Raw genomic sequence first — 17133 nt, forward strand, 5'->3', positions numbered from 1 at the left:
TCCAACTGCTACATTTCTGTCGGTGGAGGCGAATTGTATCTATATCTTGATACTTGTTCGTGTATTGTTCTGGTCGAGCGATATGATCGAATCAGGGCTAACGCATGAGCCACTCAGATACTGTTCGTGAACTTGTGTCGATCCTTAGCCCTCAAAATGAGGCCCGTCCGACGGTTTTGCTCGGTGCCGGCGCATCGTTCTCTTCCGGGGTACCGCTTGCCGACGAAAGCGTCAGACGCATCGCGAGGCGTTACTACGCCGAGCGCGTGGTTGCCGGCCAAGTTCTACCGGAGCAGGTTAAGACCTCGGAATGGATGGCGTGGCTTGCCAATCAGCCCTGGTTCATCCGTGACCCTGCAAGGCTCTCGGAAAATTTCCCATTGGCCGTCAAGCATCTGCTTCGACCGCAAGCCTATCGGCAGAGATTACTGCTCGACTTGATCGCGCCTAATGCCGAGATTGGGAGCGGATATCGACACCTCGCGGAACTTGTCCTGCGCGGGCTGGTCGGAACAATCCTTACGACGAACTTCGACATGTGCCTTCCGCGGGTTCTAAACGACAAGCGACCACATATTCGTCACGTCGCGGAGGTGAACCGCGGTCCCGACGATTTTCGAGAGTTCGACATTTTTAACCGCGCGCAAATCGTGTGGCTGCACGGTAAAGCGGAGCAATACACAGACAGGAATCTGGCGGAGGAGGTCGCGCAACTCGACCCCAAACTGGTTGGAGTCTTGTTGCCTCTCCTGCAGTCCACGCCCCTCATCGTGATCGGCTACCGAGGCGCCGAACCCTCGATCATGTCCAGCTTGCTCGGCGAGACCGGCGATCTGGCGTTCAAGAAGGGAATCTTCTGGTGCCATCGCGGCGGAGAACTCCACCCCAACGTGGAGGTGCTTCAACGGCGGCTAGGCGGCAATTTCAGGCTCTGCGATATCGACGGATTCGATGAGATGTTCGCGGATCTCGACAAAGAGCTAGCGCGCCAGCAACGAAATCTGGGAGTCCCTATCGCAGATGCCGTGCCAGACTTCGACGATCGGTCAATGAAGGATGCGACCCTTGCCGATCTTGATTTGGATCTGGCCCTCCATACGGCCCTTCAGTATTCTCGCAAATTAGGCCTGCGGGAGCCTACGTCAGGCACGCTCAAGGTATTTCTACGTGAGCTTGGCCTCCTGGTCGATGAAGCCGGTATTGAGCGACCCAGCATCGCAGCAGTGCTTCTTTTCGGACGTGATCCGCAACGATTTCTTCCCCATGCTGTTGTTACCGCCACGGTCGACGGAAAAAAGCGCAGGGTCTTCACTGGCAATCTCCTCAGGCAACGAGGTGATCTTCTAGACTGGTTGGACCAACCTGACGTCAACCCGGTCCTCAAGGTGAAGGTGCGAGGGAGGCACGAAGAGCGGCGCGCCTTCCATGAACGTGCATTGATCGAGCTCTGCATCAATCTGCTGGTTCACCGTGACTATGAGGATGGCCGGCCCGCGACCATTAATGCGCAGGGCAATAATGGTATTTCCTTTTTGAATCCTGGGCGGCTGTCAGAGCGCGTTGCCGACAAGCTTAAATTAGACGTGCGTGGGCGCTTCGAGCCAGTCCACGAATTGACCTCACCGCGTAATCGCGCCCTATGCGACATCTTCTACGGCATGAGTGTCATGGAGCGGGCGGGCACTGGCCTGTCTGATGTCGTTAAATTTGCGAAGGAAGGGGATGGCGCCGCAATTTTCAGCGTCCCACCCGGAAGCGAGGATTTCAGAGCGGAGATATTCCAGCCGAATGCGTCCGGCGCGTTTGCAACGGTAGCGCGTGATATGCGCCCAATAGGTACCTACATTGTCAATCTGATGCCGTTCTCGTCACTCCCTCCGTTGGTGTCGAGAGTGCGCGTTTCCGGAACCATGGAGGCGATCGCTAAAAAGGCGCCTCTTGAGGAAATTGGCAAGGCATTGGTTCATTCCGGCGAACTCTGGTCCTTCGCACCCGCGCCATTGCTACAAACAGTTCTCGCGCCCGTACTGACCGAGAGCAGCGTTCGCGAGAGTCCCCGGGAAGAGCTGGAAGCTGATCCTGATGCGGCGCGCGTTCTGTCGTGGCTGCTCCGTAAGCATTTTGAAAGTCATCTCTATAGCCTGCGCGATCAAGGACTCATGATCGAACCTGGCCGCAAATCGAACCGGCGCGCCTACTTCTTCGGAGAAAAGAACGGGCCGAGGATGATGATCTACGACACTCCGCATCGCCGTGGGGTGCCACGCGAAGTCGTTAAACAGCGTTCCGATCCTCCCCGTGTGTGGTTCGAGAACGAAGGGATCGCATACGAGATCGCCCGACTGGGATCGGTTTGGGGCGTGCGCGTCAAGCCGTTCTACATGTTCACGGGGCCGGACGCACGCACCCCCCTGCCAGGATACGCCAGGACTGCGAAAGCGACCCGACGAATAAAGTTCGACCGCAACCAGAGTGTTGAGAGCGACCTAACATTTTGGGCCCGTTTCATCTCTCAAGGTGCGCCCGTGGTGAATCTTGGTGAGGGGCCCATCGAGGATCTGCTCCTTGAAGGTGCCTTCATGTCACTGGACGTTCCTGAAGAAGGATTGCTCGATGCGAACGGCGATAAAAATCAAATGTCTGCCTGAACCGGAGCTGCAATTCAGCAACGGACGGCGAGACTTCGATCCCCGTCGTGCGCTTTGCGCGAATGGTCCAGCAGACCACCGCGGGCTGCGCACTATCCGCGTTGGCTTGGTGGGTCTTGCAGGCGACATAAGCGCGGCGCACGCATGGGTCGGGGGGATGGATGCCTTCAAAGCGGCGCGGGAACGCAATGCGCGCCGATTCCGGGATTGGCCTGGAGCCGAGAAGGCACTGGGAGCCAAATTCCAAATCGAATCGGAATTCGTCCGGACAATCGATAAATCACAATTTGACCGTCTTTTTCGAGAGCGCATCAGCGGTAGCGAATTCGAGGCACTCATCGAACTCTTCGAAGGCCCTATCAGCACTATGTTCGGTGACGTTCGTCCGGATTGCATCGTCGTATGCATTCCTGACGCATTGGGTGATCTTCGTGTTCAGAACCCTGAACTTTCTGCGAAAGAGAGAAGGGCGCTGGAAATCCTCAAGCGCGAGGAAGAAAGCGCCCAAGGCGACCTTTTTGCCCCGACGGAGGAGGAACTCGCCGAGGCCGAAGCGTTGCGAACGACTGCGGAGGATTTGCTTTTCCGCACGTTCTATCGGGCATTGAAGGCCACGATCCACAAATATGAAAACGCTGTCCCGATCCAGGTGCTACGCCGAGGTACGATCGATCGCGCAGAGGACGCCGGGCACAGCCAGGCCACGCGAAGCTGGAACTTCGCGACGGCGCTGTACTATAAGTCGGGTGGTCTTCCTTGGCGACCGGCCGATCTTCCCGAAGGCGTGTGTTTTATCGGTGTGTCGTTTCACCATCTGAAGAAACGAGGTGGGCACCTCGTCTACGCGAGCGTCGCTCAAGCCTTCTCGTCGGATCACGAGCCGTTCTGCCTGAAGGGGGCACATATCGATCACGAACAACGCCGTGACAGGCAGCCTTATCTCAACAAGTCGCAGGCATTCGCGATGATGCGTGACATCCTGCAAGGCTACGAAAAACGAACGGGTGTGAAGCCAAAGCGAGTCGTCGTTCACAAGACGTCGATGTACCAGCCTGAGGAAGAGGAGGGATTCCGGGAAGGCACCAAGGACATCGTACCAACCTGCGATCTTGTTTGGCTCAGACAGACACCGTTCAGACTTGTTCGAAAGGGTTCGGAAGAGCCTTGGCGGGGAACGCTCTGTCAGATCGAAGGTGACTCCTATCTCTTTACTAGCGGGTATGTACCGTGGTGGGACGAATTTCCTGGTGCTCATATTCCGGCGCCGTTGCAAATCGGATCCGCAGGTCCGACCGACATTGAAGCACGGTCGAAAGAAATTCTGACGCTATCGAAGATGAACTGGAATTCAAGTGACGGCATCACTCGCCTTCCGGTGACTCTCTTGTTTGCCAAAAAAGTCGGCGAGATCATGACCGAACTGTCAGACAACGTAACGCCGAATCCTTCGTTTCGGTTTCACACGTAAGGGCTACCTGGGGAACCTTGAACTGGCGAAGATTCGTGCATTGCCAGCGGCCGGCGCTCGCCGGTTTCTGCTGCTCGGGACGGGGCTCGGCGTCAGGTCGGCATGAGGTGGGGACGAGATTGTAAGCGACGACCAAGGACCAGGACGCAAGCTTCGAAGCCGCGCCAGGAGCATCGCGTCAAGCAGTACGCGCGTATCAGGCATGAGATTCCGGCACTCGATATCGGCGCGGAAGTTTCTCAGCTTGCGACAAACCCAGCGGCTCGTGACCATGTCTTCGATCTTCAGGCAGGCCTTGTTGTGGAATGCCATGTCGCACACGCCGCAGGCCTTGGCCCGGCTCAGATTGTCGCGGGTGGCATACGCTGATAGTGACCGAGCCTGGCCTGCCAGAGTTCGACGATTGGACCGCGCCATGGCCACCCGCGCCACCGCCTGCTGCAGATGAGCCAAGGTCGCGAGGATGATCTTGATCAGCTCGTGATAGAGCCGAACCCGTTTGAGGCGGTGAAGGCGCTGCGCCAGCGGCCGCCAACCGCAACCAGTATAAAAGGCATTCGCCATCGCGCTCCGGACCGCAGGCCTTTGGCCGAGAATCCGCAGGAGGGCCGACCTTTTTCAAAAATCATCATCGAGTATTACGCCTCGGCAATCGGCAGCAAGACACCCTAAAGGGTCTATGCTACGATAGGAAAAGACAAAGACGGCGGGGTAACACCAATCAGGCTACACTTTTCGTCAAACCGCCAGACTGTCTCACACGCGGGCCCGCTTCCTTGTTCTTCAAGCCATCCACGCCGGACAAGAGGGAAGAACATATGACCTACTCGTCAATCCGAAATTGGCTCATTAGCATCGTCTTTTTCGGCTATATCGTGCTTGTCCTGAGCCTCATACTTCTCTGGGTTATTGGAGGTTTCAAGTTCGATGAATTTACAACGACAGTCGGGATATTGCTTCCGTTGCTTTCCTCACACGTTGCAACCGTTGTAGCCTACTTTCAACATACCACTGCAATACAGAATGATAATCGACTGGTCCCAAAACTTCAGGCAGCTGTCGCGATTACCCCACCACTACTTCTTATTGTTACCCTAACGGCACTATCATATGTAAAGGCATTTCGTTTCTCTTCGATGACGTTTGAAGACTACAAGACTGCACTGGCTGTAATATATGGATGTTTTGGAGCCTACGTGGCAACAATTGTAACGTATTATCTTCGGGATTCGGCTATTCATGTCAACGTGGAGCTAACATCTGCAACCGCAGGGGCACCCGCCAGCGAAGTAATTCCGTCGAAAGAGACATCTACCGCCGCAGCTACCCTTAACTAATGAACAGACCCAACTAGCGAGTCTCTCAATTCAACGCTGAGTCTTTGGGCGAACTCACTGAGCTTATAGCCAGGTGTCTGGTCCATTGATTGCACGAAATCGCTCTCTGGTGGCACGTTAGATCCAGCCCCGGATGCTACCGTACCGTCGACCTCGACGCCCAGTTTGGACCTATTGTCAAACAGGAACGCCGCCAGGTAAGTGGTCTCCCATAAGCCAGAAGAAGCGCCTACCCAAGACTTTTGCCCAGTGATTTTGACCTTGACGTAATCATCTGTGTCAGTCAGCCAATCGGCATGCGCTCCCATCGGAATGAGACCTGCGACTGATTTATGGAGGGAGCCCCCTTTCGAACCTGGAAAGTCGGAAATCTTGCGCGCGCCAGCCCTGACTGCGGGACCGAGCTCTTCGACATTTGAACCACTGTGCAAACATAAATTCAGTCCAACGATTTGAAACGGTAGGAGCGCCATCTGGTAGGAGCTGCAGTTCCCCTGCGATGCTTCGACATACAGATTTAGAACTGAAACATCCAAAGCGTCTGCAATCGCATTCATTGTCTCGCTGGGGAGCGAAGGTGTGCTGCCCTTCGCCGACTCATAATCACGGTCGAAAAGGCGAACCTTAACAAAGTATTTGAATGAGTTCGTCTCGACGAGCGCGTCATATAGTTCTTGAAATCTATTTTCTAAGATCGCGCTATAACCTTGAGCATTGCATGCATCTCGCACGAAGTTGAACGAATTATTTCCCCAACTTAGCCTAGTGAGCGTTTTATCTATATCACCATTATTACTATCATAATCTGTATCGAAATCGAATGGAGAACTCCGCTTATTTCTACTTGTTGAACAATACCGATCTATCCTGAGGTCGAATAGCCTGCGGTTCCATTTCGCAGATGGTGTAACAGACAGTGCAGTTAAATCGACTACCGACCCTAAACCTCTCTGAATGACCACTCGACTAATTTTCAAGTCACGAAGCTGCTCCTTAAGATTCTTGTCAATTCCTGTCACTCCAGCGGTCACCATGAATTTGCAACGACGAACGTTCCCATCGAGCTGCATCGACACGTCCCCGGCTGGGAGCGTAAAGAGGTAACGAGATAACGACATGTCGTTACGCGGCCCAACACCAGAACTTATTTCGTTCATACCAAGCTCTGCTTGATAAAGGATTCGCCCACCCTGAAAAAATGAAATATACCTACCGCAACCTCGTTTCCACTTGTAAACATCCACTTGCAAATTAGCTGAAGTGTGAATAGAAAAATGCGCTGATGCTATATTTGACTGGTCTACACCTAAGATCGACGGCCCACCATTTACGTAAATCTTGCCTCCCCGCTTGTGTCGCACGGAAGGATAAACGACCGTCACCTGACAAAAATCCTCGTTATCCGGGCATTTGTCACTGATTTCGACCACTCTGTCAGGAGGAACAACCTTGCCTTCCGCAGAGGCGCTCCAAACATTGACTAACACAGACATGATAATGGCCAGATAGAATAGCCTTCGAGTCTCAGACATCTTGAGTCATCCAAGGTTTCGTGAGGAGTGCGCTCCCTCTTTCGAAGGCGAAATGAGCAGCGCCGAAAGTCTCGCAATCCAATCTTGGGCGATCGCACCTTTCAGCGGCAACGATGCGCCATCCGTCATCCGACATCCGTTTTACGGTTGCGCCATTCGTACCCGGGCCCATCAGCAACTTCATCTCCCCGCTGGGTGTAGACCGGCAAAGATCAAGGCAGTACGCGTTACGGACAGGTGTAGATCCTCCGCCGCCACCAATGGTGATCGTTTGGGGCGGCAGGGCGATGCGTTGGGTGACGGCCTCCGCGCTCGCCACTGCAAACCTAAGAAGGCTTAGAACTACAAATACAGCCAGGGCAACTTTCATTGAGCTCCCCCGAAAAGTCCCTTGGTTCCGCTACTGCATACACATCCAAGGGCTAAGGATTGTCATTGTAGGGGGCATAATCGCCGCTGGGATACCATGCACCGCTAAACAAATCCGCTTGTCGCCAGACAGTGCAGCGCTGTACGTGGTCAGCATCTATAAAACTGTGCCTGCTCCCAGGTTCACCCCAATCACCACCCCAGATGAGCGCATTCCTCTTCGCAAAAACGCCCAGAAACGAAAAATCTCCCTTCCAAGAAGGTTCGCCGGCGACGTCTTTCACAATATCGCAGGCAAGGCCGTAGTGATGAACGCCCACCTTTCTCAATTTACTGGCACCCCGTTCGAATAGCAGCGCTTGACGCTGCCGGCTTCGAAAAGTTTCGAACACCATCAGCTTAATGCCATGGGTTGCGGCATCCTCGATGATCGATTGGACCCCATGGCGGGTTACCGGCTCGAGCAGGTTTGCGTCTGAAACTCGATCCTTGGACGCAAACACTGCCGCTTTTTGAATAACGTCTGTGTAGAAATTGCCCATTTCTCCCCCCTAGGTATGAGTGCGTGCCCGCCACAGCCGGCAATGCCTAAAACGAATCGATCGCGACCGGCGAATGACCATCAAGAAAGCCCCAGTTCGACATGGCTTAATAGCCTCCGTGAACGACACTCGCCCCGGTGAGATGAATCTGTGATCCGCCCGAACTGCTTCTTGGGTTGGAGCAGCTTCGATCGCGGGCTCGCAACAACGAGCGGCTTCTCGTTTTCGCCTATGTCTTGCCTTTCAATTTGGGCAGTTGAGCCAGCCTGCTCTTCGCTTACGGCTTCATTAGCAGGTTTCGGGGCTGACTCAGTTAGAGGATCCGATTCGGTTGCCTTCTTGGCAGCCAAATCACCATTCGCTTCCGCCACTGAAGTCTTGTTGAAGGCGAGCATTGTCGCTCCGGCTACAACAAAGCCATCGTTCTGCTGACCGCCATCCGGCCGCAAACCATTTTTATGCAGGTCCCGTTTAGCCGCCATCGCCCCCCCCCTGCGGAAGCGCGTTATTATTATAGGCAGAAGTAAATAAAATTGCAGAGACTCCTTGCGTTGTCAACAGTGGAAAAATAACAAATAGGATAGGAGAACACGACAGAAGTAAAAATTGATCGTTTATAGAAGATTGTGGATTAGTCATGAAGCTACGGCTCGCCAGTGATCACGGAAGAAATCGAAAAGCGCTAAAAGGACACGAATGTCGAGCATCTGAGACGCGGTTTTCACACATAACGAAACGACGCTACGACGATTGCCGCTGATAATGGGTTGGTTCACTGTGGGGCTGGCCTGCCAAAGGTGCAGAGTTTGTCCTTCGCGTCCGTTACGAGCATCGGAGTTGTTGTGCCCATCGTGCGGAATTGCGGTCGCTTCGCACAATGGCCCCATTCCTTGCCGGCAGCGCCGCATGCCTACACCCTCACGACTAACGCCGGGTCAAACTCAGTGTTTTCGCCATCGTAGCCGTGTGGATTACAGATAATGCGCGTGCTTCCGAGCTGATAATCGCAGCTGTCGTGAGTATGTCCGTGCACCCACAAAGCTGGACGTCCGTCTTCGATCACATTGGACAGGTCCGACGCAAAGGCGGCATTCAACCAATCACCCTTGAAGCGCGAAGGAATCGACCCTGCGTGCGGCATGTGATGGGTGACGACGACGGTCTTGATTGGATCCGTCTTCAGAGCGGAATCGAGGAACAGACGGGATTCCTGATGCATTCGGAATGCTGTCTCGGGAACGAAACGCTGCCAAGGATTGCGCTGTTTCGCGATCAGCTTGTAATCGTTCATTCGTTCACGCGCGTAGACCATGGCGAGGTCCGGGTGCCCGTCGATTCGGTAATCCGTCCAGAGCGTCGCGCCGAGGAAGCGGACGCCATCGATAACGACAGAGTCATTCTCCAGGAAATGAACGGTCGGGAAGCCTGCGGCGGCATTGCGACCGTCCTCAAGTCCTTCTCGGATCGAACCTCGGTAAAATTCATGATTTCCGGCGACATAGACGCAAGGCATTGCGGGGGCGATGTGTTTTGCCAGCCAAAAAACACCGTTGGCGGGGGCTCGGCAGAGATCACCAGCGATCACGCAGACGTCGGCGTCTGGAATGGTCAGTGGCCTCCGCAGGTCAGCAAATTCCAGATGCAAATCTGAGAGCAACCATACCTTCATAGGATTGAATCCTTGGATTTCATTCCCGCAGAAAATCTTCGCCTAGATTCACATCTTGGCGCTAATGGATCTCTTCATTCCGATCGCCGCGCGAACATCTTCGCGGGGTAAGCGCGTCCTCATTTCGTCAACGATGGCACCCGGCTCGGAACCCCCAAGGTTCTCCGCCTCCAGCCCCTCCGTGATGGGATCGACCGCTGTCCTGCTCCAGAACGGCCTTGCGGCCAACGCGTCTAGCTTCTCAGGACACACTTTCACTCCGCAGCTCAGCCTCGGTCATGTTGTGATTTTCAGTGCCAACCGTCGGCATTGCTAACGAGCTGGGAGACCTCGCCAGCAGACAAGTAGCCTGATCGGTCGAGCGCGTCCGCAACTGCATCAAGGGCTGCCCTGTTCTTCTCCAGCAACTCCATAGCGTCCGCCATCGCACGCTCCAGGCGATTCCTTACGGCGACGAACAGTCCCGGAACCGTGGTGAGCGGGTCATGCGCACCGTCGGGAAGGAAGACTGGACCGAACTCCCCAAATCCGAATTTCAATTCGATCTTCTTGGCGAGTTCGGTCGCATGGGAAAGATCGGAACCTGGCACGCCGCCCGCGCCTGCCGACAGGTTGCCGAAAACCAGCTGCTCGGCGGCGCGACCGGCCATCAGCATGACCATGATGTCGTTGCAGTGCTCGGGGCTTGTGCCTCCGTCTATCTTGACGATTTGGGTCAGCCCCTCCCGATCTCCGATGGAGACGCCGATGACCTCCATGCACCCGAGCATGGTGGCGGCGACAGCGTGGCCTGCCTCGTGCAAGGCAAGCCGTCGCCGCTCCTCGCGGGAGGGAGGCTCCCGCTTCGAACGGACCTCGGCCAACAGATCGTCGAGCTGAAGTGGGCGGCGTCCGCGCCTCGCAGCGCCTCGGGCCCTGCGCACATAGGCCTCGACGTCAGCGCCGGTTGCGCCCCGTGCGGCTAAAGCGACGGGCATCACGTCGGCTTCCCGCAACTGGTCGCCGAGATGATGACGAAAGATCCCGGCAAGCGCCTTCACGTCGGGTCTTGCGATCCCGATCTCACGGTCGAGCCGTCCTGCCCTTTTGACGGCAGCGTCGATCATGTCAGGATGGTTGGTGGCGCCGATCACGACGACGCCGGGCCGCTCCTCGATGCCCTGCAGCAGCTCCAGAAACAGATTGACGATCTGCGACCAGTATTCGACATAGTCCCCGCTCAGGCGCGCCCGGTCAGAAATGCCGTCGAGTTCGTCAATGAACAGGATGCAGGGGGCCAGACGGCGAGCCCGCGCGAAAGCGTCCTTGATCGCCTGCAGCGTGCCTGACAGGTAGCTTGCCGCATTCCAGTCTGCGACACTGGTCGCGACGAGCGGCACGCGTGCCGACTTTGCGAGCGCCCGGGCGTAGCTCGTCTTGCCGACGCCGGGAGGACCGGAAAGCAGCAGCCCGCGGTTGTCCACCTCGTCCCAGCTGATGCGACCCGCCTTGTAGTCGGCGAAATCTGAGACCAGTTCGAGGCCCCAGTCCTTTGCTTCTCCATAGCCATCGAGCTCCTCAAGTGCCGGTCCATCGGAATGGAACTCACCCTTCCGTGCAATGAGTCCCTCAAGCTTTGCAATGCAATCATCCGGGCTGCGGTCCGGCCGCAACGCAAGCACCAGATCGGCGATGTCGAGCAGGCGGATGGCCGCTGCATCGATCGATCGCTCCGGCCGCTTGCCGGTGACTGCCTCGATGACGAGCAACAGGGCGCTCTGATCGATTTCCGGCAGGACCAGATGGAACTCCGCCGAGCGCATCAGATCGTGCGGCAGCTGCCGCCGTGGATCGGGCGCGATGCCGATGATCGTCGAGCGCGCATGCAGCGCGTCGGCGACCAAGTCGTTACCAGAGTCGGGCTTATGGCTCTTTTCGGTTCCGTCCCTGGCGACGATCAGCGCTTCGTCCCGTCCAGGCCTCGATTGGCGGCCGCTGGTCACAATGGAACGCTCGTCCGGGAGGGCGCAAACCTCGATCACCTTGCGGACCGATGCAACGCGGTCGGGCGTAAGGGTGGTGATGGTGACGACCGGCGCGCCGCGCCGCAATGTCCGTGTGAGCCCGGGCTCAGCCTCGACAGCGCGGGCCGTCAGCACCGCCACGGCAGCGAGATCGGGGCGGACCGACACGCGTTCGTCCTCTGGCGTGTCCATCAGGTCGTCGAGGAGTATTTCGACGGGATCGGATGGGTCGCCCGACCCAGCCCGCAGCATCGGCCTGGAGTGCACGCCCTCCTGCCGGGCGAGAATATCCAGATACGCCCTCGCCAGGAGATCAGTCTTGATGACGTTCGATCTGTTAGCGGCAGCAGACTTCGGCTTGGAACCGGGCATCACGTTCTCTCCGATCGCGGCCATTAGAAACAGCAGGCGGCACAGCGCTGCCGTCTCCGGCAAAATCACCGCAAGCGTCCGAGGCTGCGGACTATCCGGCCTGCAGGGCATGGCACTCCGGGTCTTCACGACAGATCCTCCGTGTCGATCACGAGATCCCACTGAAAACCGTTGTCGCGCTCGCTTGCGACCCTGAGGTAGCCCATCGGATTACAGACGATCCGCGTCCGGCCAACCCTGATGTCGCTGGGATGATGCGTGTGACCGCAAATCCACAGGGCCGGGGCTGCATCCGATTTCAGGATTGCCTCGAAAGCTTCCTTGCCGCAGGCAAACAGAAAGTTGGTTTCCCTGCCCACGTAAGCCGCAGGTGTGCAGTCCGGATGGGGCAGATTGTGCGTGACGACGACCGTTTTGCCGTTGAAAGGGATCGCCAGCTCTCGCTCGATGAAGCCGCGCGTCAACAAGTGAAACCCGAGCATGACCTGCGGTGTCAGCAGTTTACTATCGCCAAGCCAGATCCTCGAGAAATCAGCCAGCGTCGAGAGCGCCAATTGCATCCGCCGCGAAAGGCCGGCGTCGTTCACCAGGTCCATTCTGAAATCGGTCCACAGCGTGCCGCCAACAAACCGTACACCACCCAGCTCCGCAGAGTCGTCGTCGAGGACGTAAAGCCGATTCCGCCACGATCGCGACGCCTCGGCCACCTCCTTCATCAGAAGATGGTCAGAAGGCTTCGTTCGGGGCGGCCAGATTCCGCGATTGCTGTAGAACTCATGATTGCCGGGCACGAAGATCATCGGCAACCCATAGCGCTCGATGAGCCGCTGCGCGTGATCGCCGAGCGTGTCGGCATGGCAGAGGTCTCCCGCGCAGACTATGACGTCGGCTTCCGGAGCCCTGTCCACGTACACGGGGTTCTGCATCTCGAGATGCAGGTCGGACCAGATCCAGAGTTTCATGATGGCTCCTGATCATGTTCTGTAGGTCGACTGCTGGGGGTTGACGGACGGTCGCTCCTCGACCCCTGGAGCACCTCCAGGCACACGTCGATGAGTTGGCTCCAGTACTCGGCAGAGTCTCGAGTGAGGCGTATCCGGTCTGAGATGCCGCTGCATCGCCGTGCCGGACTCCTGCGCATGACAGCGGAGACTTGTACCGTGCCCTGGCCTTGGCTTGTCAGACTGGCCGATCCGATGGAGTCCTGGATTTCTGTGGCATCCCTGACCCAGTCGGTGTCGAAACACGTGCGGGAGAATGGGATTCCTTCTTGCGGAGCGGTCGCCATCTCACGAATCCTTCGAGACATCACTGACCGGCCTTCCCAGCTGATACCACCGGGATTCTGTTCTTCCCAAACCGAGTTGCTCAGAGAACATCCACAGGCCAGACGTCACAATCGCCCGTTGCTGACCCGGAAGCTTCGGATGTCCTGTGGTCAATCCGGTGAGGCAAAGGGTCGGGCGAAGTGCCAAACGCCATTCCTCCAAGATCGGCGCATCGCGTGTGGCGCTCGACGCCGGGCACTTGTTGAGACTAACGTGCCAAAGGTCGGCGACTAGAGCCTCAAGCCGGACTCTTTCATCCCCGAAAGCCGTCAAATCAAGATCGATGTTTGGTCCAAAGCGCAGCATGACGTCTCTCTTCTCGCATTGCTGGTGAGCCGCTGCATTTGCGGTCCACCTCCTGCACGCCCCCTAACTCGCTCTTACCTGCGGTGTCCGAATCACTGGCTTTCTGGCCGCTGGATAGGCATCGCGTTGCCGAATTGGCCATTGTGTACCTGATTCGAATCCTTTCGTCTATAATCAGGTACTTATTGTACCAATTGTTGACAACTAAGATCACTACTCGCTTCGTTGGCCGATGGAGTCCTTTTCCGAAACCATCCGGATGATGCGGGTAGCGAGAGCGCTGCTAGAGCTCAGCCAAGAAGAGCTGGCCGAGCGTGCCGGGGTTGGCCGTCAAACGATCGTCAGGATCGAAGCTGGCGGAAAGGGGGTCGCATTTGACGTAGTGGACAGGGTTCGAACGGCTCTCGAAAGAGCCGGCGTGATGTTTCTGCCGTCTACTGCGGACCACGGTCCCGCGATAGCGCTGCGGAAGCCGGAGGCAAGAAAATGAAATAGCACAACGCTTGGCCTTTCGAGGCCTTCCGGAAACGATCTGGCGGCGTCATGCGACGTTCGCAACTGAACTCCCGCAAAGCGTGGAATGTTGCCATTCGTCTCGTCGATGCGAACGAGCAAATAGCGCCAGTTCCGAACGTTTCAAGCTTCTCGTCTAAGAACATTCGTGTGCAGTAGCTTCTACTCGCAATAGGTGAGCAGCGGGTTAGTATTTCGATCGGCGATGCCGGCGGAACGATCGCCCCCGGCGCGGAGGAAGAGCATAGGCCCAACGTCTGGCCTCCAGCACCTGCTCGTGCCTGAGTCTGGTGGCGACCATTTCCACTACCGTTTGAACTGGAAAGATTTCCGCCCGCTTCCGAGCCGCATTCAAGAATGCATTTGGCGGAACTGCCGCAACTATGGCCTGCCCTTCGACGCGCTCCGGCAACAAACACCAGAGCATGCCGCGATTTGGTCCCGACGGCTCATTTAGTGCCGCGATACCCTCGAAATCGAAGAACACCGGCGTAGTGCATCTAACCCACGCTACGGGAAAGCTTTCCTCTGGGCTACGCATAATGAAAATGCTTGTCCCCGGTATGGGCTTGAAAAGCCTTCGACCTCGAAGAAACCGGGATCGATCTCTCTTCAGCCTCGCTCCGTCCACGACCCAGACCATATTTCGATGGAAGCCCTCGCGTGCTGCCTTCTCCTGCATTTGCAAGTGCGAGTGCTGGAACTCGATGACCAAGCCATATTCGGTCTTCACATCTGCAATATGTTTCTCACCTGCCTCGTCACGCTGGATCACCTCCTGCCATCCCGCTGGAAATTGGTCCTTCCAGCCGTGATGCCACGGGGTTTCTGGCTCCCACCACGGATCGCAGTTCCTGTTGCCGCGATGCGCCCAATGCCAGATCCTTTGCATTCCGCACCTTGCAGTCATTGGCTGCGAGCAGCCCGGGCAGAAAGCGATCGTTCCAGGCGATGCCTGACACCGAATATTGTTCACCAATGCAAACCGCATGTTCCTCTCCATAAGCGTTCAGGGCCGCACACCTCGCAGGCGGCAGCCAGATTCTTGTTTGGGAAGCTGTGTCGGCAGCGCGGCCAGCCTAAGCTGGTGCTGTTTCTTTTTATCTTCGACGTGAGGTCAGACCGTCGTCGGTTATCACACGGCTCAGAAAATGCACGGCGCCGCTTCTTCTCAAAGCACAAGGCAAAAAGTATCTGACCCGCTGGTTCAGTCAAGCCTGTGGTTCATCGCAACCGGCAGCTTCGCGCCTCATTCCGGTCATTCCGAACCGACGTTCGATCTCCTAAAAAGCGGACGTTGCCATGAGATCTCTGGCTTCGATCACCGAATGTCCCCTTGCGACGAGAGCCTGGAATTCGTCCCGCATACGGATATGACGGCCTGGGTCCCTGCGAAGTGCTTTCGGTACTTCATTCCCATGACGGAATGCTGTCGGGGTGGCGCCGCCATCTGCATTGCGCCACTCAAGATGAGGGTCAGGAATGAACTCAAACATGTTCGGCGCAGGCACTAACTGCGGCGTCAGACAGATCCATTGATTTCCAATAATGGCGACCGAATGGAGGATCAGGTCTTCACCATGAGGCAACCATCCGGTGACCTGTCTGCTTTTGCCATCCGGGTCATTGGCAGCTTGCTCACCGCAATTTCGGTGACAGTCATAATGCACGAAGCCAGTCGCCAAAAGCTCTTCCGCGGGCGGCCGAGAAACAACTACGCGCGGCAGCGCGCTCACCTCCTCATAGGTGGCCGCCTCTATTTCCGACGGCGGGAAGGCCATAGACTCCACGTTTCGTCGGATCAGATCCGCAAGTTCGATGTTCGCGGCGGTTCCCGCTGCCACAGTAGTTGCCTCCTGTTTCATAAAGGGGACCCAATCACAGAAGAAAGCCGTAACTGCCGAGCAGAAGCCGAATGTATTCGGGGGCTATTTCATAAACTTGCCTTGAAACGAGCGCGCCGTCAGGATGCGCTTGGATGTGTTCACCGCTTTCGACGTCGTAATAGTTGAGAGCGATTTCTGCGGGCCATGGGAATTCTGGCTCAAACGGTACCTCTGCAAACGGATTGAAATAGACCTGAAACCCATCCAGATGGGTTTCACGATGAAACGATGAGTGCTGAATAAGCACATCTGCACCGCCGACCTGATGCTCGCTCTCTCGTCGTTGCGTGAGGAGGTAGTTCAGCGCGGCGAGCTGAAACCGGTGCGTCCCGACTTGCCAGAGCTCCGAACCGGGCGCAATCCTGTCCTTGTCGATCACCCTGTAACGGGTCGCCCGGACGAGCCTATCAATCTTACTTTCAACGACTGCTTTTCCAAAGGTCCCGACCGTAGAAAAGAAAACGGCGCTGATCTCTTTGAACGAATCGTTCGTGAAAATTCCCATCTCAACTCGCGCACCCGAAGGCTTCAGGAGAGAGGTGATCTTGTCTTGCTTTCCTAGGTCTGGCCCTTCGAGCAAAGGCGGCGCCAAGCCAAAAAGGACCATGTTGATGAGTTCGTTGTTTTGGGTGAGCGAGAGGTCGGTATCGAAGGGTGCGATTGCAATGACAAATGGCCGACTGCACACGTGGCTCATCGAGGAATACGGGTGCTTCTTTCCATTGCTTCCGCGGTAAAGATCCAGCTTGTCCCTGATCTTCCCAGCAAGTTTCAGCGCACCACGGGTTTTGAAATCTTGCTCGTTGAGGGTCTTCTTCTGCTTCGCGGTCGGAGGCTGGTCAGAGACGACAGCCTCTATGTTGAACTCGTAGTTTCCGGGTCCTCGGACGAAGAAATCCGGCGCTGACTTTGAAAAGTCGACACTGCAGCCCAAATCGGTCAGCGCTCTGTTCAGATAGAGTTCCCACATCGAGGAATTGAATGTCGTTTGAAATTCGTTGATGAATTTCTGGCTCTCTCCCCTTCGATCCAGCAGGCCTGTCGCCCAGCTTTGAATGATAGGCTGGACCTTTGCGTAGTGAGGGTCGGCCGAGATGCGACGAAAGTAATTGTGGAGCTTTTCTTCCCGGAATCGCGGAGTAAACAAGTCCAACATTCCT

The 17133-nt window shown here is 56.4% G+C and carries 14 protein-coding genes and 1 pseudogene; 4 read left to right on the forward strand and 11 right to left on the reverse strand.

Annotation, left to right across the window (positions count from 1 at the left end; genetic code table 11):
* Positions 1-104 precede the first annotated feature (104 nt).
* Positions 105-2648 (forward strand): SIR2 family protein, encoded by a 2544-nt coding sequence (locus tag NKI85_RS01090; protein ID WP_352775345.1) that lies wholly within the window; start codon positions 105-107, stop codon positions 2646-2648.
* Entirely contained in the window at positions 2614-4116 is a 1503-nt protein-coding gene (locus NKI85_RS01095; RefSeq protein WP_352775347.1) for an argonaute/piwi family protein, read from the forward strand. Before NKI85_RS01090 ends, NKI85_RS01095 begins: the two co-directional genes overlap by 35 nt.
* A gap of 115 nt (positions 4117-4231) precedes the next feature.
* On the opposite strand, the pseudogene NKI85_RS01100 reads toward NKI85_RS01095, so the two are convergent.
* A pseudogene (locus tag NKI85_RS01100) lies at positions 4232-4479 on the reverse strand (ISNCY family transposase); the annotation flags it as partial.
* 455 nt (positions 4480-4934) lie between these two features.
* Between NKI85_RS01100 and NKI85_RS01105 the strand changes: the two are divergent.
* Positions 4935-5453 (forward strand): hypothetical protein, encoded by a 519-nt coding sequence (locus NKI85_RS01105; protein WP_352775349.1) that lies wholly within the window; start codon positions 4935-4937, stop codon positions 5451-5453.
* On the opposite strand, the gene NKI85_RS01110 is transcribed toward NKI85_RS01105, so the two are convergent.
* The 7 genes from NKI85_RS01110 to NKI85_RS01140 form a co-directional block, all read right to left on the reverse strand.
* Positions 5450-6985, reverse strand: coding sequence for a hypothetical protein (locus tag NKI85_RS01110; protein WP_352775351.1), 1536 nt, complete (start codon positions 6983-6985; stop codon positions 5450-5452). The genes NKI85_RS01105 and NKI85_RS01110 overlap by 4 nt on opposite strands.
* Positions 6986-7407: 422 nt before the next feature.
* Positions 7408-7896, reverse strand: coding sequence for a M15 family metallopeptidase (locus NKI85_RS01115; protein WP_352775353.1), 489 nt, complete (start codon positions 7894-7896; stop codon positions 7408-7410).
* 80 nt (positions 7897-7976) lie between these two features.
* The gene (locus tag NKI85_RS01120; RefSeq protein ID WP_352775356.1) at positions 7977-8378 is read right to left on the reverse strand and encodes a hypothetical protein; all 402 of its coding nucleotides are present in this window, start codon (positions 8376-8378) and stop codon (positions 7977-7979) included.
* A gap of 428 nt (positions 8379-8806) precedes the next feature.
* The gene (locus NKI85_RS01125) at positions 8807-9565 is read right to left on the reverse strand and encodes a metallophosphoesterase (protein ID WP_352775359.1); all 759 of its coding nucleotides are present in this window, start codon (positions 9563-9565) and stop codon (positions 8807-8809) included.
* A 290-nt stretch (positions 9566-9855) separates the two neighbouring features.
* The gene (locus NKI85_RS01130) at positions 9856-11940 is read right to left on the reverse strand and encodes an AAA family ATPase (protein ID WP_352775362.1); all 2085 of its coding nucleotides are present in this window, start codon (positions 11938-11940) and stop codon (positions 9856-9858) included.
* A gap of 125 nt (positions 11941-12065) precedes the next feature.
* Positions 12066-12902, reverse strand: a complete 837-nt coding sequence (locus tag NKI85_RS01135) for a metallophosphoesterase (RefSeq protein ID WP_352775365.1) — start codon at positions 12900-12902, stop codon at positions 12066-12068.
* Positions 12903-13229: 327 nt separating this feature from the next.
* A complete protein-coding gene (locus tag NKI85_RS01140) occupies positions 13230-13574 on the reverse strand; it encodes a DUF6634 family protein (protein WP_352775367.1) in 345 nt (114 codons plus the stop codon).
* 232 nt (positions 13575-13806) lie between these two features.
* Between NKI85_RS01140 and NKI85_RS01145 the strand changes: the two genes are divergently transcribed.
* A complete protein-coding gene (locus NKI85_RS01145) occupies positions 13807-14064 on the forward strand; it encodes a helix-turn-helix transcriptional regulator (RefSeq protein WP_352775370.1) in 258 nt (85 codons plus the stop codon).
* A gap of 210 nt (positions 14065-14274) precedes the next feature.
* Here NKI85_RS01145 and NKI85_RS01150 read toward each other — a convergent pair whose 3' ends face one another.
* The 3 genes from NKI85_RS01150 to NKI85_RS01160 all read right to left on the reverse strand — a co-directional run bounded on the left by NKI85_RS01150 (position 14275) and on the right by NKI85_RS01160 (position 17129).
* Positions 14275-15078, reverse strand: a complete 804-nt coding sequence (locus tag NKI85_RS01150) for a competence protein CoiA (protein WP_352775372.1) — start codon at positions 15076-15078, stop codon at positions 14275-14277.
* Between the two features lie 292 nt (positions 15079-15370).
* Positions 15371-15931: a hypothetical protein gene (locus tag NKI85_RS01155; protein WP_352775375.1), complete on the reverse strand. Its 561-nt coding sequence runs from the start codon at positions 15929-15931 to the stop codon at positions 15371-15373.
* Positions 15932-15965: 34 nt separating this feature from the next.
* Positions 15966-17129, reverse strand: coding sequence for a hypothetical protein (locus NKI85_RS01160; protein WP_352775378.1), 1164 nt, complete (start codon positions 17127-17129; stop codon positions 15966-15968).
* Positions 17130-17133 lie beyond the last annotated feature (4 nt).

The organism is Mesorhizobium sp. M0571 (assembly GCF_040320985.1).
Classification (GTDB): Bacteria; Pseudomonadota; Alphaproteobacteria; order Rhizobiales; family Rhizobiaceae; genus Mesorhizobium.